Origin of the sequence: Leptospira selangorensis, assembly GCF_004769405.1 — a bacterium.
Taxonomy (GTDB): Bacteria; Spirochaetota; Leptospiria; order Leptospirales; family Leptospiraceae; genus Leptospira_B; species Leptospira_B selangorensis.
The window spans coordinates 162,072-182,398 of sequence record NZ_RQES01000016.1; the positions used below are offsets into that span (position 1 = coordinate 162,072).

Below are 20,327 nucleotides of genomic sequence, written 5' to 3' on the forward strand. Positions count from 1 at the left end.
ATGGACTTCGCCGAGAAAAAAAATAGGCTCCGAGTTTTACTCGGGGCATCTCGGGTCTTTCAGAGGAAAGGTTATGCGAAAACTAGAATGGAGGACTTGGTAGAAGAGTCCAAAATCGGAAAAAAGACCTTATACGAATATTATTCGAACAAAGAAGAAGTTTTAAAGGCTGCTGCAGAATATCGCCAAACCAGGGCTTCCTATAGACTTAAAAGAATTCGAAATAATCAGGCTCTGGACTTCTCTAAACGATTTGTGAGGATGAGAAAGGAGCTACTGGACGTTTGTAAGCCCAGCCATTTTGCATTATGGAAGGAATTGCAGGATCAAATTCCAGAAATATGGAGACTGGTGAAGGCAAAAAGGGTCCAATTAATAGATACTGAAATTGAAAGCTTATTGGAAGAGGGGAAAAAATTAGGAGAATTCAGAGCGGACTTGAGGCCCGACTTGTTCATCATGGCATTAATCGCCTGTTCAGATGCGATTTATAAGTGGGAACAAAACCCGACCGAGCGTCGGGACAACATATCCGAACTGGACAATATTTTTCTTTATGGCATAATACGCAGAGGAAAAGAGACGTTAAAATCGTCTTGAGATTGAAAAATCGTTTCCTAAGCGAAAGGGGGATAATAAAGTGCACAGCGCCGTGGAACAAGAACTAACCCAAGAGAAGGACGAAGTCCGAGAGAGAATATTCGAAAAATCGTTCGAGCTATTTTTGCGATACGGTTTTGCGAAAACTCGAATGGAAGAGATCGCTCGAACTCTTAGGATCAGTCGCAAAACACTTTATAAACACTTCGCCAATAAACATGAATTATTAAAAGAAGTGATGACTGATAAACATCTCAGAATTCACGGCAGAATAGAAGGGATCTTCCAAGATCCGGACAAATCTATTAAAGAAAAGATCCAATCAATGAGAGGTTGTCTCTCTTCCGAAATTCCTCACGGAATGAACGAATTTTTAAGAGAGATCCGCGATCAAGCACCTGATATTTGGAAACAAATCCAGTCTCTAAAAGAAAAAAATATAAATAGAACAATGAGAAAGATGATCGAGACCGGCATCAAGAACGGTGAAATTCGTTCTGATGTAAATCCTGATATCGTACTTCTTATTCACTCAGCCGCCTCCGAAGCCATGTTTGATCCGAATTTCTTAGCACAGACTCCGTATTCTATCCGAGATCTAGTCCAGGAGCTGGACAATATTATCTTTTACGGGATCGTAAAAAGAGAAGATATTTAAAGTAGGAAATTTTTTTACTTTTGATATTCTTTTTTTTTCTAATCTTTTTATTCTCGGTCGCAGTTTACTATTTATTTCTGTCTAGATATAGGGAATTAGGAAAGCTCGGCCTAACTATCGTATCTACCTCTTTAGTCTTACTTTGGATTGGTCTAACTGCCTTTCTACTGACTGCTTTCGGGATCTATCGGTTTGACAGAGTAATTTATTCCATTACATTTTTTGCAAGTATAGGTTTAGCCTCTTTTCTGCGATATAGATCGCTTGGTCTAAGAGAAAAGTTTTCCGTTTTAGAGATAGGAAAAAAAGAACTTCTGTTTCTTGTTCTTTTCTCGTTGTTTTCATTTTATCTTTATGCCGGTTTTCCTACTCAATATATAGATGGAGGACGAGATCAAGGTCAATATACGATTTTTGGATATGTGATCGCCAAGACAGGCGGCTTTAATCTGGATGTACCTGACTCCGGATTGATCCGCAACATTTTCGGAAATTCCGTTCTACTGGATTACCAAGCTATTTCCTTGGATCCAAGAGAAGGTATTGATCGGAGATTTCCCGCTTTTTTTCATCTATTACCCGCATATTTAGCGGTCGGCTACGATCTATTCGGAATGTACGGATTGTTCGGGATCAATTCGGTTTTCGGATTTCTTTCCATCTTTCTTTTTTATTTAATCGTAAGAAGACTTTCCAGTCCATTAGTAGCGAGTGCTGCCCTAGTTTTATATGTTCTGAATGTATCACAATTATGGAATATTCGCTCGACTTTATCGGAACCGATTTCTCAGTTTCTGATACTATTTACTGCCTACTTATTGCAAACATTCTTTAAAACTAAGAATACATTTCTAATGTCTTCGATAGGTGCGATTTTTGGGATGAGTTGTCTACTTAGGATTGACGGGTTTACTTATTTTCCGGCGTTGGCCTTGTATTCGGTTTATTTAGTTATAGTTTCTCCTAAATACTTTAAGAATTTCTTATTCTTTTTCCTTTCATTTTCTTTAGTGAGCGTCATCGCGGCAATATATTCGTATTATCGTTCTGTAATGTATGTAGAGGCCCATTGGGCATATGTGAAACTATTGATTATTAGCTTCTTCTTTTCGATTAGTTTCGTTCTGGCCGAGGGAGTCGCACTAAAAAAAATGCCGACTACTTTGGAAGATCTCAGAGCCTGGTTGAAAAAAAGAAAGAAAGCTCTGCGTATTATTACTTATATCTTTATTGTTAGTTTGATTGGATTTATTTATTTGATTCGATCGGATTTTGTAAATGAATTGAGTAACACGAAAACAGCAGCCAATAAAGAAGTAAACTTTCTATTGGCTTTCTTTTGGTACGTCCCATTTTGGTTGTTTATCTTCCTTCCTTTTTCATTTGATCTTTTCTTATTTCGAAAAAAGGGAATCCGAACCTCTTTCCTATTTTTCGTAGGTTCCCTATTACTGTTTTTATATTTATTGGACCCTAAAATTCATCCCGATCATTTTTGGCTTACTAGGCGATGGGTTATTATTTCGATCCCATTCGCAATTTTGGGTTCTTTCTTGGGAATCCAATCGATTCCGGTTTTAAAACAAAAATGGAAGACCTCGATCCTTGTTTTAGGATTTTTATCCGGACTCACATATACGATCTGGAGGTCGAACCTGATTTTTTTTCGACCAATGATGGGGGCTTATCTGGAAGGTTATGAACGATTCTCCGGATCATTACCAGCCGATGAAGGTATATACTTTACTACCAAAAGATCGATTGCAAGTCCTCTGCGTTATATGTATGGGCGAAATATTTTCCTGATCCAAAATTCTCTGGAATTCTTAAATAAAGTCCCTGAACTTCTGAAATTGGGTAAAAAGGTTTATGTTATACAAAACGGAGATTTTTCAGGTTACAAATCTAATTTAAAATTCTCTAAAGTAACAAATTTGGATTTAAAAGGAAAATTTCCTATAGAATCGGTGTATAAGTTTCCTGAGTTTTTATATCATAAAAATTTGGATCTACAAGTTTTCAAGATCGAGACATCCGATAAAATACCACTTGGCGAGCGGATCGAAATGATATGGAATCCTGCTAATGGAGGATTCCTATCTAAAGTCGGTAAGATAGAAGAAGATGGAACGATTTCTGCAACAAGACATCGAGGGCCGCTTGTTTATGGTCCATTTCTTACATTGCCTGGCGGAAAATACGAATTACAATTCATCGGAAAAAATTTTCAGAATGCAGAGTTTGACGTCGTATACAATCAAGGCTCGGATCGTTTGTTAGAAAGTCAAAAAGGTACTGAGGATAATATTAAAACTTTATTATTCGAAGTGAAACTTTCTATTGTAGATGATTTGGAATTTCGAGTTTTTGTAGAAGGGAAATCCGGCGTCAAAATCGATAAGATTTCCCTGAAAAGAATACCGCAATAATAACCGATTAAGGTACTATTTTTCGCCAGACAAGTATTCTTGATCCATGATCTTCTTTTCGATAGAGTGGATTTTTATCGAAATAAAGAGCCATTTCACTTACGGATTTGCTAGCTGGCACTAATTCTTCTTCCGGGCTACGCAGAACGATCAGATCAGGATACCAAACCCCGGACTCGATTTTTTTCAAATCATGGTAAGGCATCTTAATATCGTTTCCGCAAAACAAATATGCAGCGTAAGAAAAAGAAGCGAAAACCTTTTCTTCACATCCGGACCTTAAACGAACTAAAGTGAAAGTATCTTGGATAGAATTTAAGGTATTGGCTTTTCCTCTTTTAATCAATTTTGCTACTGTAGGTCCGCGACCGCTATAATTCCCGGGGAAAAGTAATAGAAAGATAGATACAAGAATCAGTCCGATTGTGGGAAGAAGTATCCATCTTCTATCCTTTCCGAAATGGGCAAGTCGACCGGATAGGTTTGAAATTGCGAAAGGAATCGAATAATAAAATAGTAATATAGCTGGAAGCCCAAAATAGAAGGAGAAAAAAGCCCTGTCTTGAGATACGGAAGACATCCATAGTCCAGCTACAGCGATCCCTGGAATAGCTCTCCAGCCGGAGAAAATGGGTAAACACAATACACTTACGAATAAATATTTGAACTGTCCTGAAATTAGCAATTTGAGGTAAGAAAAAGGGTTCTGGAAAAGATCGATCAAGATCTCCGATTTGCTTTTCCCCCATTTATCAGAAAAATGTGATACTTTATCCGGGAAATATGTCGGAGTAAACCAGAAGAGTATGATCCCTACATATAATAATATTAGAATAAAATAGAATATTAGCGTTCTTCCTCTTACACGTCCAAAAAGGAGAGAGGTTGCTCCTATTGCATAAATCCAAGCGTCTTCTTTGACCATTAATGCGAGTATCAGGAAGGGGAGAGAGGTTAGAAAAGAACCTCGATTTGCATAAAGTAAAAAACCCGAAAAGAGTGGGATCCACAGGTTTTCAAAATGAGGATAAAGATGAGCATGAGTGACATATGGGTTTAGCAAAAACGTTAGGCTTAAAACCCAGGAATATTCGAACTCAGGTATTATCTCGGAAAAATAACGTTCTAATAATACGATACCCAAAGATATACTAATACATTGTATGATTAACCATAATTCTAGATAAGGAAAAAAATGAAAAAGAAAAGAGAGTAAACCGAGTATATAGGAGCAATGTTCTTGGAGAAATGGTACACCGAATTCATAGGACCAAAAGTATCCAACGGATTTCGGAGTTGCAAGAGCGTATAAGATCGAACCGGAATCATGCCATTCTATTTGGAGAGTGGCATATTGGATACCGGATAGAGTGATTAAATAGATAAGGGAAGCTAAGAATAAAATCCAGGACTTTCGTTCGGTTCCGTATCTAAGAAGATTCATAGGAAATTACAAACCAATTTCTGGTAGAGGAAACCGATTGAAAATACTTATTTTTATTCTTCCGGATTGTAGCATTAATCTACCGAAATTTTTTTCCGATCCGGTGAGTCGATACTCCTTAACTTCCCTAATTCACTCTTGATCTCTTCAATCGATAATTCTCCTCCTCCATAATTTTCGGAGATAGATTTTAAGATAGGCTGCAATTTGGAAGCTTCTTCTTTGGAAATGGAAATCCCAGATTGCATTAGGATTTCATAAATTGCAGATTTACCTGATTGGCTTGTGAATGCGATCCTATCTCCTTCCGGTCTTCCGATCAGGTTTGCATCGAAGGCACGATATGCACCCTTCTTCATATCCTTTGTTTTGGAAACTCCGTCCTGATGGATCCCGCTTCTATGAGCGACTACGTCTTCTCCGATCAAAGGAGCTTTTTCCGGAATTGGAACTCCGGACATACGAGAAACAATCCTGGAAGTTTCATAAATTGTCTGAAGATCCAAATCAACTTTGACCCCACAATTATGAAGAGCGATCGCAACTTCGTACGTGTTTGTGTTTCCTGCTCTTTCTCCCAAACCGTTTAACGCGGTTTCCAATTGAGTAGCCCCTGCAAAAAAACTTTCTACAGTGGTGGCTGTTGCCATTCCCAAATCATTATGGGTATGGACTGAAATTTTACTTCCTTGAGGCAATGACTCTGCAACCTTTCGGACCATTGCTACGAATAAATACGGTCTGTATCTTTCCACGGTATTGGGAAGATTCACAACATCTGCACCTGCATCCAAAGCTGCCTGAAAAGCCTCAACAGCAAAATCCATATTCTCCAATGAATCTCCGAAATGTTCTCCGGAGAATTGAACTTCTCCGTAATTTCCTGCTAATTTGCGTGCGTATGAAACGGATCGCATAATGTTTTCTTTAACTTCTTTTTCGGAAATCCCTAATACGTTTCGGATAGTAAAATCGCTGATAGGATAAACTATATGGATCCTTGGGCGAGGGGCCTTTCGGATCGCTTCCCAAGAAAGATCTATCTCCTTCTCCACAGCTCTGGAAAGACTTGAGATTGCAACATTCTCCGGAGCCAAAGAAGAAAGGTAAGAGCATGCTTCGAAGTCTTGTTTACTTGCGGAAGCAAATCCCACTTCTATACCTTGTACTCCTAACTTCACAAGTCTCTTAAATATGATCTCTTTTTCTTCTAGGTTCCAAGGTTTACGTAATGCTTGGTTTCCATCCCTTAATGTTACATCCATGAAGAATGGGGACACAGGTGGGGTTTTCAAACCCTGGCCGGGTATGATCATTTCTTGGATAGAAGGATATTGTGTTGCTAAATCTGAGTTCGTTTTTTGTTCCATTGGGCACTCTCTTTTTCCGGCTTCAAGCGAGAGATTTTGCCGGGAATAGCCCTAAAACAAAAAAACCCGCTCAGAGGCGGGTTTTTGCACACGCAAGTTTCCGTCCTCTCAACTCCAAAGAAGGAGTAAGAGGAGACCGAGCATATTAGCTTGGAAGAAATTTTGCGCCATACTTACCTTTAGACTCGGTAAATTGGAAAAGGAAGTCAAGTAAAAAAGAAAAAAATACTGCGCACCATTGTCGCGGTCAAATGTCCTCTTCCTTTTTCAGGAAACTCCAAATGCCGCCTTGCTCGAATTGTTTCTCTTCCAGCAACTGTTTGAGTTGGAGATATTCTTTTTTGACCTGGTCGGGGATGCCAACGATCTCTAATTTATGAAAAGTTTCTCTAGCTTCTTCAAAACGATTCGTTCTTACATAACAAATCGCTAATGCATATAGAGTAGGAGAATCGGATAGTTCAGACTCAGGAAGATCTTTTAGAAGATCCAATGCCCTATCAAATTTAGAAGCGCCGGTATAAACTGCCGCCAAATTTTTTTTAGCGAATACATCATTATCATCCAATTCCAATGCCTTGGAAAGATGGAATTCCGCTTTAGGTTTATCTTTTTTACGGGCAAATAAAACTCCGAGTCCTACCCATGCTTGCACATGTGCAGGCTCTAAACGGATACATTCTTGTAGTGCGGATTCTGCAGGAGCCATCTCTCCCAATTGAGAAAGGCACATTCCTAAATGAAAGAATGTATTAGGGTTATTCGGCTCAGACTCAGTCCAAGAGATCAATACGGACTTAGCGGAATTCGAGTCTCCTCGTTTCAGATAGTCCAATGCGGTTTTCAGTCTTGGATCCATTCTTTTTCCATTTCTTTTCTTCCTTATGGATACGACTATCTTTTTCCTCTTTGGTTTCTCTATTACAATGTTGAGAAGAAGCTCTCCATTCCCATTCCGCGTTGATCTTGAGCCATTCCTTATCTATCTGGTATTTTTCCATAAGAGTATCCAGTAAACGAACATCTTCCCAATCATCTGCGTTCACAAAATGATTGGATTCTTTCATAAATTCCTTTTTCCAGTGAGAAACGAATATGTCCAAATGATCTTCTTTAAAATCTTCCAAGCTGTCTTCCGAATTCGCACATTCATTGATCAGGAATTCCACATGTTTTTTTCTGAGCTTCGCCTCCGAAGTTTCAGTCACTTTCTGGTATGTTACGTAGATGGTTCCCAAAACTAAAGTGGTTTCAAAAGCGAATGGGACAGGAGTGATCGCAGCGATTGCAAGTACTCCTCCTAATTTTCTTATAATAGAACTGCTGTCTTTTTTGAGCTCCGATTTATATAAGGAAACTTCTTTGATCCTTTCCGTATATTTTTGTTTTTGAGGGCCTATAAATTCCGAGTCGAATTTTTCCAGATCCGCAAATGCGTCTTTGTATTTTGTCTTAAGACTTAGGTCTGTTCTGTATACATTACCTTCTTCATTCGTGTAAAAGAGAGAATATTGATGCTCTCTTGAAATTAAAGATTTATCTCCTCTTGGAAAAGAAGAACAGGAGTAGATAGATAGTAAAATTATGATCTGTATTCGTTTTGAAAATTTGCGTTTTGGTTTTGTCGGGTGAAATATTAGAAGTATTTGATGGTTTATGGATAAGTGTCGCATAATGAGCCTTCCCTAAAGGTCTTGGCGCTTATTTTATATCCTGTCCAAATCTTGAGTCGGACATAGGAAATAAATTTCTATAACCTGTTTTGTTTGTAACCTTTACCGATTTGTATTCGTCCAACCGAGATTTTCGCTGGACAGAAATTCTTTCCGGAGTTTCATAGAAGTGCCGGACATTCTATGAATTCATTCGCTAAATATCTAATTATATTTTTTGTATCCGTTTCCTTATTACTTCCATCTTGTTCCGGGGCGGAAAGGCAAAATCCTGAAATTCAGTTACCTTCTTCCGGAGAACAAAGATCTGAAATGCCAGTGTTAGTCCAATTCGAAGATGATTTGGAATACGATGTAAAAACGTTGATGGCAACATTTGCTACAGGGGTTGAAGGCAAGGACAGAAGATTAGATAGAGAATACGCTAAATTTCCGATCTTAGTCGGAACTGGGGCTAGATCCAAAGAATTGGAATTAGAAGGTACAGTCACCAGAAGGGTTTCTTGGAACAAGTCCGAAAGAAAAGAAGTTCTAATCACTATCGAAGGAAACAAGCTCACTCATAACTGTGGTTTGGGGATTACTGATAAAACTTTAGCTTTGTCTAATCCAGGTAAAAAACCGTTTAGATCAGTTCGTCTATTTTTCCAAAGTACAGGAGTGAGAGACACCCCTCGCACAGGATTTGCCTGGGTTGTGGGGCTTGGGACTTACTTACTTTATCCATTGATCTATACTGGATTCGTGGTTGAAAAGATGGATTGTGGATTGGTTATAGAAGGTTAGATCATAATTTTGCTTTTCTAATTCGTCTAATAGGAAGAATATAACAGAAAGGAAGAAGAATATGCCTTATATGGCGGTCGGATCTCGACAAATTTTATATTCCGATTCTTCGGCTCCTGCCCTAGTGGGAGACCAACCCAGAGAAGTTGCTTCCGTTTCGGACAACGCTATAGTGCAACCACAAACAGTTGTGGTTCCTCCGGGCGGTTTGCCTCCTCATTTGGGACAGTTCCTAGATTCTACAGTTTAAGGACATAGATGTACAGACTTCTTTTTTCCGTTTTACTCCAATCCTTGGTAGTAGTATTCGTTTTTCCTCTGATCGATTCAGGATTTCGTGTCAGCACTAATGTTTGGGACGTAATAGTAATCGTTCTATTTTTCGGATTTTTAAATTTTGTTTTGAGATGGTTCCTTGTCCTAGTCACTTTCGGCGTGGGGTATTTGGTTTATCTTTTGACATTAGGAATCGCCGGTCTTGTGGTGAATGCTATCGTTCTATTCTGGATCGCTAATATATTTCCCGATAAAATATTCGTGCCTGGTTTTTGGGCCGCTTTCTGGGGAGGAGCAATTCTAACCTTGGCAAATTACGTGGCTAAAAGAGAGAGCAGAGAAGAATATTCCAGATCAGATCGTAAAAAGAAAAAATCCTATTAGATTTTCCGAATGATTCGAGAGATCCAAGCAATTTTTAAGAACGACCCGGCAGCCAGGGGATTGGAATTTATACTCTATCCTGGGTTACATTCCATTCTGATGCATAAGTATATTGCATATCCTTTATATCAGATAAGATTAAAGTTTTTAGCCAGATTCATTTCCCAATTCAATCGTTTCCTTACTGGAATTGAGATCCATCCAGGCGCAAAGATAGGAAGCGGATTATTCATAGATCATGGAATGGGGATCGTAATCGGCGGGACCGCAGAGATTGGTGACGATTGTATTTTATTTCATGGAGTTACCTTAGGCGGAACAGGAAACCACCAAGGAAAACGTCATCCTACCGTTGGGAATAATGTGCTTATAGGAGCAAGGGCAACAGTTTTAGGTCCGGTTCACGTAGGAAATAATGTGAAGATCGGTGCAGAGGCAGTGATCATAGACCACGATATTCCGGATAATTGTACCGTCGTGGGCGCTCCAGGAAAAATTGTCCGATTAAAAGGGAAGAAGGTCAAGATCTCTCTTAAAAAAACAAAATTAGTTTAGGTTCGAGAGCATTTCTTCTTCTAATTCGTTAAAATATTTGGGATCGTGGGTCATCACGTAAAATTGGGAATTCCCCTGGAATAATTTTAGAAATAGTTCCGCTTTTTTTCTGGAATCGAAATTTGCAGGAAGTATAAGAGCCTTCTTATTCTTTTCAAAATAATTTTCTAAACAAGAGGTCCAGGATTCTAATACGGACGAACTTCTTTCAGCTAGATTAGGTTCAGGTTTATCTAAACTTCCCATAAATCGAGCAAGAGGACATCCGAAATATTTTCCGGATTTGACCTGTTTTTTTAAAAGAGCCATCCATCTATGTACGAACTCTTCCGGAGTTTCGGATCTTTCCATCAGCCTTTCCCAGCCGTCTTGAAAATCCTTGCCTTGTCTTTCTAAGTATTCTTTTCCCAGATCTTCTTTGGTTTGGAAATATCTGTAAAAACTTGCCTTATGAGATTCTGATTCGTCGATCACCTGGTTAATGGAGGTCCCAGCGTATCCTTGAGAATACATTAAGCGAACAGCAGTGGATGCTATTCTTTCGAAGGGACCTTCTGGCTGGCCCAGCTCCGATTTTCGTTTGCTCATCCGACTAAAATAAAATGATAGACTAACTGGTCTATCCTATTTTTATAAGGACGATTGCGGATAGACTGATCGGTCTATCGGAGGGAAACCATGCAACAATTGCTATTTTCTAAAAGAAATCGGGTAGAATGGGAAGAAGTCCCGGATCCTAAACTTTCCGGACCGAACCAGGCACTGGTCCGTCCCTTGGCGGTTGCCAGATGCGATTTGGATCTTCCCATTTTAAGAGGACAAACATTATTCCGTCCACCTTTTCCTTTGGGTCATGAGTTCGTAGGAGAAATATTAGAAACTAGTGAAGAGTTATCTTCACTCTTTCCTAAAGGAACTCGTGTTGCGGTTCCATTCCAAATTTCCTGCGGACATTGTGCTAATTGTGAAACAGGCCTGACTAAAAGTTGTAGCACCGTTCCTCATACGAGCGCTTACGGAATGGGAAAAGGTGCAAAAGAATTTGGCGGGGCTATTTCCGATTCTGTTTTGGTTCCATATGCAAAAGAGATGTTAATACCTTTTTCTAATAAGACCGATCCTGCAGCGATCGCAAGTATCAGTGATAATATTGTGGAAGCATGGAAGTTAGTAGGTATACATCTCCAACAAAATAAGAATAAGTCCGTTTTAGTTCTCGGAGGTTTTGCCTCTAGCATTGGTTTGTATACTGCCGCTCTTGCAAAACATATGGGTGCCGCGGATCTCGTATACGTGGACACAGATAAAAAACGTTTAGAGATCGCTGAATCTTATGGCGTAAAAGTGGAGCAGGTCGCTTCTTTCCCGAAAAGTTTAGGTAAGTTTGATATAGTAGCGGACGCAAACGGAACTGCAGAAGGTTGGGACTGCGGTCTCAGATCTCTTGGAATAGAAGGTGAATTCGGATCAGCTTCTATCTTCTGGACTAATAATATTCCGATCCCTTATTTAGAATTATATAATAATGGAGCCACAATTCGTTTGGGTAGAGTTAGATCCAGAGAATGGATCCCTGAAATTTTGAGATTAGTAGAAGAGGAAGGTTTCGATCCTTCTAAGGTCACCACACGTAAGGCATCTTGGTCGGAAGCGGCAGATGCTTTCTTGGAAGAGGAGACTAAGTTGATCGTAGTCAGATGAAGTACATTGGATTTGAAGGACGAGGAAACTCGTCCTTATTTTTTTAATATTGTCCTATAGATCTAAAATAATCTCCTAATAGCCCGTCTACTTCTTCAAAAGAAGAATATCCTTTGGTTAAGATGCCTCTATCCAAGCCGTCTGAAAATACTAAACAAGGAAAACCGGTTACACCTAATATATATCCATAATTGAAATCGTTTCTGGTTTCCAAGAGGGTCTCTTCTCTATAGTATAATTCTTTAAATTCATCCAAAGGTATAGAAAGTTCGGAAGCAATTTCTGAATAAGTTTCAAAACTACCTGGATCTTTTCCTTTAGAATGAAAACCCTCTAATAGTTTATCTAAAAAAGCGAAAGATAGACTAGGATTGATCCTTTGAGCTGTAATGACAGCCCTGGAGCCAGGCTCGGAATCATACTGAATATTACGATTTTGGAGTATATCGTAGTGGAAACTTCTTTTGGAAACCCTTTCTACTTCCTTCCAAAGGTATTTTAATTTTTCAGTAACATCTTCCGAGAATATTTCCACTTCGGGACCGTATTTTAATCCACCGAGCACTAATGTGAATTCTATCTTATCCGAGTATTTTTCTCTGATCTTTTCAAAAATAGGAGAGAAGCCGTAACACCAGGCACAGATTGGATCGGCTACGTAAAGGATGGAATGTTTGGTATCCGGGCGTTTGAATTCTAGGCTCACAGATTACAGAGATAATTCTTCTTTTATCTTTTCCAACTAAAAAAGGCGGGAACATGTCCCGCCTTCCATTCCTTTTCAAATAGGAGGATTCTTTTTAGATTTCGTTCGGGTGTTTGACGTAGTAGAGCGATAGCCATACTACCCCGAAAAGTACCCCCGCGTAAGCTAGGATCGCAGTTGCGATATCAATCATAGGAAGAACTGCTGCTATAGGTGTAACTTTAGTCGCAGTAATCTTCGTAGCTTCACCAAGAATTAGGAAAAGACCTCCCAATCCGATTAGGTGATAGCGATTCATCGCATCCTTGGATACTCGGGCAAACCGGGCAAACACAGGAACAGCCAAAAGCGCTAATGCGAAGATGGTCACTGTATCCATGTTCATACCTCCTTAAGGTACTAGGTTAGACCGATGAGGAGGTTCACACATTTCATAAGAGTTAAAAAATTATTTTAAAAAAATATCATGTAATATAACGAGCGATTAATAATATTATCAGAGTTATAGTTCTTAAGGGTTAAATCATATTTTTATTTTATGTATCACGGAAGTGATAGTTTTATGAGGCCGTATGATTTTTTATTTAGTACATTATAATATATTAATGTAATATAAATTTTGTTCAACTGTAGAAGGTCCGTTGTAGCGGATGGTCAGCGCCAGCGGACCTTCTTCTTTTCATCGAATCGTAATCTAAAGGTAAAATTTTTTTTTGGACCGGAAAACGGCGGGTCCGTATGTTCGTGATTCAGTGGACGTATTATCGTACTATTTGGAAACCTACGAAGCCTGTAGAAAGGCCTTCTTATCCTACAAAAAGCAGTTAAAATCCAAGTTCGAACGTTTTGACTATGAATGTCTGCAGATCCCAAAAGATGGGGGAGAATTGGATGTTTATTGTTTAGGAGAAAAGAAAAAGCCTGCAAAACGTCTAGTCATCATGAGCTCAGGCATCCATGGAGTGGAAGGATTTGCGGGTTCCGCATTCCAACGCAGATGGATCGAGGAATTTCTACTGGATGACAAAAGTCCTTATAAACTTCCTAAAAATTCCGATTTTCTGATCTTGCATGGGATCAATGCTCACGGTTTCAAAAATTTCCTGAGAGTGAACGAAAGGAATGTGGATTTAAACCGTAACTTCGCTTTAAAAAGAGAGAAACTACACAAGAAGTTCAAAAACAAAAAATACAGAAAGATCCAAAGTTTCTTAAATCCCGGTTCGGAGTTCGGTAATTTTTTATTCGAGTATGTATTCTTCATTATCCGGTTTTTGGGAGTAGTGATCCGTTTCGGTGCAAAATATGTTTTAGATGCAGCAGTAAACGGTCAGTACGAATTTCCAAAAGGGATCTATTATGGTGGTAGAAAACCAGAGCCTGTCGTAAGAATTTTAAGAAAGTATTTTAAAAAAGTTCTTAAACCATACGAGCGTATTTTGATTTTGGACTTTCATACCGGTTATGGAGAAAAAAACGGGATCAGTCTCATGCAAAATGCAGAGAAAGGTTCTAGAGAAGATAAAAATTTAAAAAAGGTATTCGGTGATTTCGGTCTTCTTTTAAATGAAGGAGAAGAGGATTTTTATAGAACTTCGGGAGATTTTACCGACTTCTTCGGGAAAATCCTAACAAAGGGTAAAGATCTATTTCCGATCACTGTAGAGCTCGGGACCTTCGGCAATTTGAGTGTTCGGGGTGCGATCCGTGGAAGTTTCCTAATGATCAGCGAGAATCGTATCCGCTTTCACGGTTCCAAATCGGAATCAGAAGCGGATAAAGTAAGGGAAGAATTTAAACAAATGTTCTATCCGAATCGGGAAGACTGGAGACTGGCCGCAATGGATCACGTTTTCGGAATCGTTCCGGAAGCGATTACCAGATTTTCTAAATTATAAATCTATTTCATTTCCAGGGGATAGAAAGGAATTTTTTCCTCCAAAAATCCGGAAAACCTTTGTACACGTTTCGAAATATTCTCCGCTGGAAAAAGAATACAGCCCATAGTTTCCGAATCCAATATTAAATTTGGTAAAACTCTTTTTAGTTTTCCCGAACGTAGATTACTTTCCACATCCCAAAACGATCTAAAAAGGATTCCAGAACCCCCATTGACTGCGTATTCGCAAAGAAAAGTCGCATGATTCGATTTGATTTGTCTTTCAGAGCTTAGATCCATTAAACGTTTTTTGGTTTTAGGAATTCTGATCTGTGAATGTTCGTCCACGTACATAATTTTATGTTTTGATAATTCTTCTATATTTGTAGGAGTTCCAACTCGATCCAGGTAGCCGGGATTCGCTACTGCAATTACAGGGTTGGGCAGAATTCGCAGACATTTCGGGCTGCTAAGCGGTTTCATGATCCTGAAAGCAAGATCGAATTGTTCGTAAATCAGATTTGATTTTTCGTTTGAGAAAACGATTTCAATGGAAATTTCAGGATATAAATTCGAGAATTCGGAAATACATTCGGGCAGAATTCTATTCGCAAAAGGAAGAGCCGCTGTCATTCTAATCTTGCCTTTCATCTCTTTTTCTTTTCCAGCTTCCTTTTCCGCCTCTCTGATTTCGGAAAGTATTCTTTCGCATCGGATCAAAAAGTTTTGACCGGCTTCGGTTAACTGCATAGATCTTGTAGTTCGGTTGAACAAAATAATTTTTAGAGATTTTTCCAATCTTGAAATTCTTTTGCTTATCGAAGGTACCGAATTTCGAGTTCGTTTCGCAGCTTTAGCGAAACTGCCTTCTTTACAAACAGCTTCGAATATTTCCAGATCTGCTATACTGTCCAAATTCATTCTTTCCATTTTGGAAAGAATCTCTTTCAAATGCAAGATATTGTGGAAAATATATTTTAGGTTATTATTTTAATAATCCTGAAGAGATATTATTTCTCCAGGATCTTCATAAAAGGAGAATTATTTTGAAAGCAATGATGATTAGGTCTCATGGAGGCCCGGAAGTTTTTGAAATGGGAGAAATTCAGAAACCGAACCTGAAAGAAGGACACGTTTTGGTTAAAGTAAAAGCTACCAGCGTAAATCCTGTAGATTATAAAATTAGAAAGTTTGGACCGGCGATTTCCCCCCAATTACCCGCAATTCTACATGGTGATGTTTCAGGCATTATAGAAGAAATTCATGAGAAAGAAACATTTTGGAAAGTAGGTGATGAAATTTTCGGATGTGCGGGAGGAGTTATCGGAAACGGGGGAGCATTGGCGGAATACATGCTTGTGGATTCCAAATTGATCGCTAAAAAACCTAAGAACATAAGTTTTGAAGAAGCGGCAGCTCTACCCTTAGTTTCTATCACGGCATGGGAAGGTCTCTTCGATAAGGGAAAAATTTCTGCCGGAGATAAAATCCTGATTACAGGAGGAGCCGGGGGAGTAGGTCATATTGCGGTTCAATTAGCGAAATGGGCAGGAGCAAGAGTGATCTCCACTGCTACGGGCGAGTCCAAGAAAAAATTAGTTTTATCTTTGGGAGCCGAAGCTGTCGCTGATAGAAATATTGAGTCGATTCGAGAAACTGCAAAACGAATATTCGGAACGAATGAATTCGATTTAGGATTAGATACAGCAGGCGGAGAAGGTTTTCAAACCGCAATACAATCGGTAAAGATTAAAGGTAAAGCGATTACGATTAATGGAAGCGGTTCTTTCGATTTATCCGTTGCCCATTCCAAAAGTTTAGATTTGAGCATAGTTTTTATGCTTCTTCCTCTTTTAAAAGGAGAAGGTAGAGAATATCACGGAAAGATCCTAACAGAAATCTCTAGACTCGTTGAATCAGGGATCTTGAAACCGATCCTAGATTCTGAAATTTTCGATTGGAAAGAAATAGGAAAAGCTCATCAAAAATTAGAAGATGGAAAAGCGATCGGCAAAATTGCAGTTCGGATCGGAAATTAGATCTTAAACTCTGTCTACGATCAAAAGAGTGACATCATCTTCGAAATCGGATCTATGACAATAGGTCCTACATTCTTTAATCAAACTTTCGGCGGCTTCCGCTGAATGGGATTGAGAATGATTTCTGACTGCTAGAGTAAGTAAGTCTTCGCTATATCTTCTGGTTCTGTCCGCGTTGGAGTGTTCAGTGAGTCCGTCAGTGTACAATACCAATCTATCTTGGGGTTGGAAAGCGGTTACATATTCTTCAAAGAAAAGATCCGGGATCACTCCGACTAATTTTCCCTTTGTCTCTAGATGTAAGGAACTCCCTTCCGATTTTCTATATAGGATAGGAGGATTATGACCTGCGTTCGTATAAGACATCGTATTTGTGCCTGTATGAATGATCGCATAAAATGCGGTTAGGAAATTCCCGGCTAATTTATTATACAATGCATAGTTGAGTGCAGTGAAAAACTTGGAAGGACTTCCTAATGTTTCCGAATCGAATGTGCTGACTACGGTATGAATGACTGTTGCTACAACGGAAGCAGAAAGCCCGTGACCCGAAACGTCTGCAATAAGAACCGCGCTTCGGTTTTCATCTAATTTTAGAATATTATAAAAATCTCCACCTACATTATCGTAAGGGATATGTTGCACTCCAAATTCCAGGCCCCCCACATAAGGAAGACTAGAAGGAAGTATCTTATGCATTACTTCTCTGGCGCGTTTTAATTCTCTATCCGTATCTAAAACTTTATGGAATAGATTTGCGTTCTTGATAGTGACACTAAGTCTATTTGCGATCGCGCCCAACATTTCTAGATCTGCATGTGTGAATGCAAATCCAGAGTATTTATTATTTACGCTGATAACTCCCAGTAATTCTCCCCTAAATAATAGAGGAGCGGAGATGAGTGAGTTTGCTTCGAATTTATATTTAGCACTTTTATCGTATCTTGGATCTTCGTCCAGATTTTGGATGAGTAGGCTTTGTTTTTCTCTTGCGACCCAGCCTGAAATTCCTTCTCCATAGGGGACTTGTATATTATGGATGGCTTCTTCCGGAATCCCTCTGGCAGCTAAAACTCTTAGTACTTCTAAAGTGGGGTCTGCTATGTAGATGGTTCCCGCTTTTGCTTCTAAAAATTCGAGTACTTTGTCTAAAAGCCAATTTCCTAATTCGTTGATGCTCTTTTCTGCGACTGTTAATTTTTCGAATTCGTAAAGTAGCCGGAGTTCTAACACTCTCTTTTTTAGAGCTTCATGAGCTTGGGCATTTTTGATTGCGATTGCAGCCATTTCGGAAAGTGAGTTGAGAACCTCTACATCCGAGGATTCGAAACTTCTGTTGTCCGATTTGTTCAAAATTTCGAGAGTTCCGATCACTTTGTCCGCAATGTATAAAGGAACGCATACAAGTGATCTGGTCCTAAATCCTGTTTTTTGATCCAAAGCAGGATTAAATCTTGGGTCAGTGTATGCGTCTTCTAGTATGATTGCTTTTTTTTCTTTGGCTACCCAGCCCGCGATTCCCTGCCCAGGTTCTAACCTAGCATATTTTTGGACGATCTCTCCTTTTTCGCCCAAGGCAACTTCGCAGTATAAAAATCCGTCCTTCTCCTCTAATAAAAATAGGGAGCTTGCTTCCGCTTCCAATAGGTCTTTGGAATACAACATGATTAAAGGAAGAAGTTGGTAAAGGTCCAGGTTAGCGTTTAGGATCGTACTCGTGTTCAGTAGGCTTTTGTATTTTCTGGCTTCCGAGTCAATAGTGGACATAGATGGGGCAAGACTCTCACGGATCGGGAAGTAAGTCAACGGATTGTCGTTTTCTGTAGGAACAAAATGTAAGAAAGGCGTTTTTTGGAGGAACTCCGACCCTTTTTTTCGGTCGGATATATGAGTCTGGCAATGGAGTTCGATTTGCAAAGGTTAGTGATTTTTCTCAGTGTTTTTACCGTAATCCTTTTGATAGGTTATTCTTATGCGACCAGTCGTTTGATCGCACCTTTCGAACTCGGAACTTTTCAAAAGGTTTCTCTTTGGATCGGAGTGGTTTTTCTAGTCCTTCTTACCCCTAGTGCTTATCTTTTAAGTTTATTTTTCAGGGAAACCCAGTGGCAAAAATTCTGGGCTTACGCCGCATTTACCACTTTGGGGTTTGCAACCATTGTAGTTTCTTTCGTTGTCTTTAAGGATCTGGGAAACTTGGTTTGGAAAGGTGTTATCTATCTTTCGGACCTTCTACAATCCAAAAGTATTTCTGTCGCATCAGCCGAAACCGAGGCATTATTCGGATCGGAAAAATTCGGAAGAGGGGACTTTTTAGCCAGATTTTCTTCCTTTGCACTTTTGGGGCTTGCGGGTGGATTGACTGCCTTCGGATTTTACCAGGCTAAAAAAACTCCCACTGTTAAACATGTGAAGATCAAGGTGAAAGATCTGCCTGACGGTTTGCATGGTTTCAAGATTGCACAACTTTCCGATATCCATATTGGGCCTACGATCAAAGGGAATTTTTTAGAAGGTGTAGTCTCTAAAACAAATTCTTTGGAGCCGGATCTAGTTGCGATCACTGGAGATTTGGTAGATGGAACGGTAAACATGTTGAAACACCATGTTTCTCCTCTAAAAAATCTGGAATCCAAGTATGGTACATTCTTCGTGACCGGGAACCATGAGTATTATTCCGGAGTGATTGCCTGGATCAGAGAATTAGAGGATCTTGGGATCAATGTATTATTAAATCAGAATAAACTAATAGATCATAATGGAGCTAAGATTGCCGTCGCGGGTGTGACGGATTATAAGGCTCATACTGTGATCCCGGGTCATAGGACAGATCCTAAACAAGCTTCTCTCGGAACGGAAAACGCTCACTATAAGGTGTTACTCGCTCACCAACCTAATTCGATTTTTGAAGCTGCCAAGGTTGGATATGATCTTCAGCTCTCAGGCCATACTCACGGGGGCCAATATTTCCCAGGGAATGTGTTCATCCATCTATTCCAAAAGTTCGTGGCCGGCTTGAGTAAATGGGAAGAGACCCAACTTTATGTGAGCAGAGGAACTGGATATTGGGGTCCTCCTTTAAGAATAGGTGCTCCTTCCGAGATCACTCTGCTTGTTTTGGAAAAACAGTCTTAGAACTTTATTGACATTCTGATCTTCCCGGGCTCTCTGTAGGGAATCCGGGATCCAGAATGATCAAAAAAATTTTCAGTTCGATTGCCTTATTCGTTTTCTTATTTTCCAGCTACTTCTTCCTTTCTAATTGTTCCAAACCAAAACCAAAGTCCAACCCAGAGATCGAAAGATTAAAACCTAAAAAGAAGGCTGATGATAGGGACCAAGATTCGGATATTTCTTCTAGAGAATATTTCGATGAAGACGCGGACGGTAAACCTATCGAAAGAAAACCGGAACCTAATCCTGGAATTAATATAAGATCTTTTGCAAGCGGTTCTCCCGGATGTAAAAAAGGAAATTGTAAGAATGGAGAAGGTGTCTATGTTTATGATACGAAAGACGTTTACTCCGGCAGATTTTCAGGAGAGATGAGAGAAGGTTGGGGCACCTTAGCTTATTCTGACGGAGATAGATACGAAGGTAATTGGTCCGACGATAAGAAATCAGGAGCCGGACGTTATGTGTTTCGAGATGGTTCTGTTTTTAGCGGATCATTTACGGCAGAAGGTAATGGAAACGGTAAGTATACCAAAGCAGGCAGAACTGCGAGATGCAGATTAGAGAATAGAAAGCTATTCTGTAAATAGTGCTTATTAAACGATAATCCTTTCGGATGAGTTTAAACAAATATTAATAAACGATTGTTCGAT

The 20,327-nt window shown here is 39.4% G+C and carries 21 protein-coding genes; 12 read left to right on the forward strand and 9 right to left on the reverse strand.

Going from position 1 to position 20,327, the window contains the following annotated elements:
• The 3 genes from EHO58_RS11225 to EHO58_RS11235 are packed head-to-tail and all read left to right on the forward strand — an operon-like array spanning position 1 to position 3,687.
• Positions 1-600, forward strand: a complete 600-nt coding sequence (locus EHO58_RS11225) for a TetR/AcrR family transcriptional regulator (RefSeq protein WP_135629163.1) — start codon at positions 1-3, stop codon at positions 598-600.
• A 40-nt stretch (positions 601-640) separates the two neighbouring features.
• On the forward strand, positions 641-1,258 hold the full coding sequence (locus EHO58_RS11230; protein WP_086448291.1) for a TetR/AcrR family transcriptional regulator: 618 nt from the start codon (positions 641-643) through the stop codon (positions 1,256-1,258).
• 20 nt (positions 1,259-1,278) lie between these two features.
• Positions 1,279-3,687: a hypothetical protein gene (locus tag EHO58_RS11235; RefSeq protein WP_244241143.1), complete on the forward strand. Its 2,409-nt coding sequence runs from the start codon at positions 1,279-1,281 to the stop codon at positions 3,685-3,687.
• A 7-nt stretch (positions 3,688-3,694) separates the two neighbouring features.
• Here the strand turns inward: EHO58_RS11235 and EHO58_RS11240 are convergent, their stop codons facing one another.
• The 4 genes from EHO58_RS11240 to EHO58_RS11255 form a co-directional block, all read right to left on the reverse strand.
• Complete coding sequence (locus EHO58_RS11240; protein ID WP_135679978.1) at positions 3,695-5,131, reverse strand: DUF2079 domain-containing protein; 1,437 nt, start codon at positions 5,129-5,131, stop codon at positions 3,695-3,697.
• Positions 5,132-5,205: 74 nt separating this feature from the next.
• Positions 5,206-6,501 (reverse strand): 2-isopropylmalate synthase LeuA2, encoded by a 1,296-nt coding sequence (gene leuA2, locus EHO58_RS11245; protein ID WP_135629166.1) that lies wholly within the window; start codon positions 6,499-6,501, stop codon positions 5,206-5,208.
• 247 nt (positions 6,502-6,748) lie between these two features.
• Positions 6,749-7,360, reverse strand: a complete 612-nt coding sequence (locus EHO58_RS11250) for a tetratricopeptide repeat protein (protein ID WP_208728781.1) — start codon at positions 7,358-7,360, stop codon at positions 6,749-6,751.
• Positions 7,299-8,174 (reverse strand): hypothetical protein, encoded by an 876-nt coding sequence (locus EHO58_RS11255; RefSeq protein WP_244241144.1) that lies wholly within the window; start codon positions 8,172-8,174, stop codon positions 7,299-7,301. Before EHO58_RS11255 ends, EHO58_RS11250 begins: the two co-directional genes overlap by 62 nt.
• Before the next feature lie 183 nt (positions 8,175-8,357).
• On the opposite strand from EHO58_RS11255, the gene EHO58_RS11260 reads away from it, so the two are divergent.
• The 4 genes from EHO58_RS11260 to epsC all read left to right on the forward strand — a co-directional run bounded on the left by EHO58_RS11260 (position 8,358) and on the right by epsC (position 10,175).
• The gene (locus EHO58_RS11260; protein WP_135679979.1) at positions 8,358-8,960 is read left to right on the forward strand and encodes a hypothetical protein; all 603 of its coding nucleotides are present in this window, start codon (positions 8,358-8,360) and stop codon (positions 8,958-8,960) included.
• Between the two features lie 61 nt (positions 8,961-9,021).
• Positions 9,022-9,210, forward strand: a complete 189-nt coding sequence (locus EHO58_RS11265) for a hypothetical protein (protein ID WP_020768856.1) — start codon at positions 9,022-9,024, stop codon at positions 9,208-9,210.
• 8 nt (positions 9,211-9,218) lie between these two features.
• Complete coding sequence (locus EHO58_RS11270; RefSeq protein WP_135679980.1) at positions 9,219-9,620, forward strand: phage holin family protein; 402 nt, start codon at positions 9,219-9,221, stop codon at positions 9,618-9,620.
• Positions 9,621-9,629: 9 nt separating this feature from the next.
• Positions 9,630-10,175, forward strand: a complete 546-nt coding sequence (epsC, locus tag EHO58_RS11275; RefSeq protein ID WP_135679981.1) for a serine O-acetyltransferase EpsC — start codon at positions 9,630-9,632, stop codon at positions 10,173-10,175.
• Here the strand turns inward: epsC and EHO58_RS11280 are convergent.
• Complete coding sequence (locus EHO58_RS11280) at positions 10,167-10,763, reverse strand: TetR/AcrR family transcriptional regulator (protein WP_135679982.1); 597 nt, start codon at positions 10,761-10,763, stop codon at positions 10,167-10,169. The genes epsC and EHO58_RS11280 overlap by 9 nt on opposite strands.
• Before the next feature lie 90 nt (positions 10,764-10,853).
• On the opposite strand from EHO58_RS11280, the gene EHO58_RS11285 reads away from it, so the two are divergent.
• Positions 10,854-11,876, forward strand: coding sequence for a zinc-dependent alcohol dehydrogenase (locus tag EHO58_RS11285; RefSeq protein WP_135679983.1), 1,023 nt, complete (start codon positions 10,854-10,856; stop codon positions 11,874-11,876).
• Positions 11,877-11,919: 43 nt separating this feature from the next.
• Here the strand turns inward: EHO58_RS11285 and EHO58_RS11290 are convergent, their stop codons facing one another.
• Both EHO58_RS11290 and EHO58_RS11295 read right to left on the reverse strand, forming a co-directional pair.
• Positions 11,920-12,582: a DsbA family protein gene (locus EHO58_RS11290; protein ID WP_135679984.1), complete on the reverse strand. Its 663-nt coding sequence runs from the start codon at positions 12,580-12,582 to the stop codon at positions 11,920-11,922.
• 94 nt (positions 12,583-12,676) lie between these two features.
• A complete protein-coding gene (locus EHO58_RS11295; protein WP_086448304.1) occupies positions 12,677-12,961 on the reverse strand; it encodes an LIC10816 family protein in 285 nt (94 codons plus the stop codon).
• Between the two features lie 334 nt (positions 12,962-13,295).
• Between EHO58_RS11295 and EHO58_RS11300 the strand changes: the two genes are divergently transcribed.
• Positions 13,296-14,480, forward strand: a complete 1,185-nt coding sequence (locus tag EHO58_RS11300) for a M14 family metallopeptidase (protein ID WP_244241145.1) — start codon at positions 13,296-13,298, stop codon at positions 14,478-14,480.
• 2 nt (positions 14,481-14,482) lie between these two features.
• On the opposite strand, the gene EHO58_RS11305 is transcribed toward EHO58_RS11300, so the two are convergent.
• On the reverse strand, positions 14,483-15,391 hold the full coding sequence (locus EHO58_RS11305; RefSeq protein ID WP_135679985.1) for a LysR family transcriptional regulator: 909 nt from the start codon (positions 15,389-15,391) through the stop codon (positions 14,483-14,485).
• Positions 15,392-15,555: 164 nt separating this feature from the next.
• Here EHO58_RS11305 and EHO58_RS11310 point away from each other — a divergent pair, with 164 nt between their 5' ends.
• Positions 15,556-16,500: a zinc-dependent alcohol dehydrogenase family protein gene (locus tag EHO58_RS11310; protein WP_208728783.1), complete on the forward strand. Its 945-nt coding sequence runs from the start codon at positions 15,556-15,558 to the stop codon at positions 16,498-16,500.
• Positions 16,501-16,503: 3 nt separating this feature from the next.
• Here the strand turns inward: EHO58_RS11310 and EHO58_RS11315 are convergent, their stop codons facing one another.
• A complete protein-coding gene (locus EHO58_RS11315; protein ID WP_135679986.1) occupies positions 16,504-18,267 on the reverse strand; it encodes a GAF domain-containing SpoIIE family protein phosphatase in 1,764 nt (587 codons plus the stop codon).
• Between the two features lie 132 nt (positions 18,268-18,399).
• Between EHO58_RS11315 and EHO58_RS11320 the strand changes: the two genes are divergently transcribed.
• Both EHO58_RS11320 and EHO58_RS11325 read left to right on the forward strand, forming a co-directional pair.
• Positions 18,400-19,635, forward strand: coding sequence for a metallophosphoesterase (locus tag EHO58_RS11320; protein ID WP_135679987.1), 1,236 nt, complete (start codon positions 18,400-18,402; stop codon positions 19,633-19,635).
• Positions 19,636-19,691: 56 nt separating this feature from the next.
• Entirely contained in the window at positions 19,692-20,264 is a 573-nt protein-coding gene (locus EHO58_RS11325; RefSeq protein ID WP_135679988.1) for an MORN repeat-containing protein, read from the forward strand.
• The last annotated feature ends 63 nt before the right edge of the window (positions 20,265-20,327 follow it).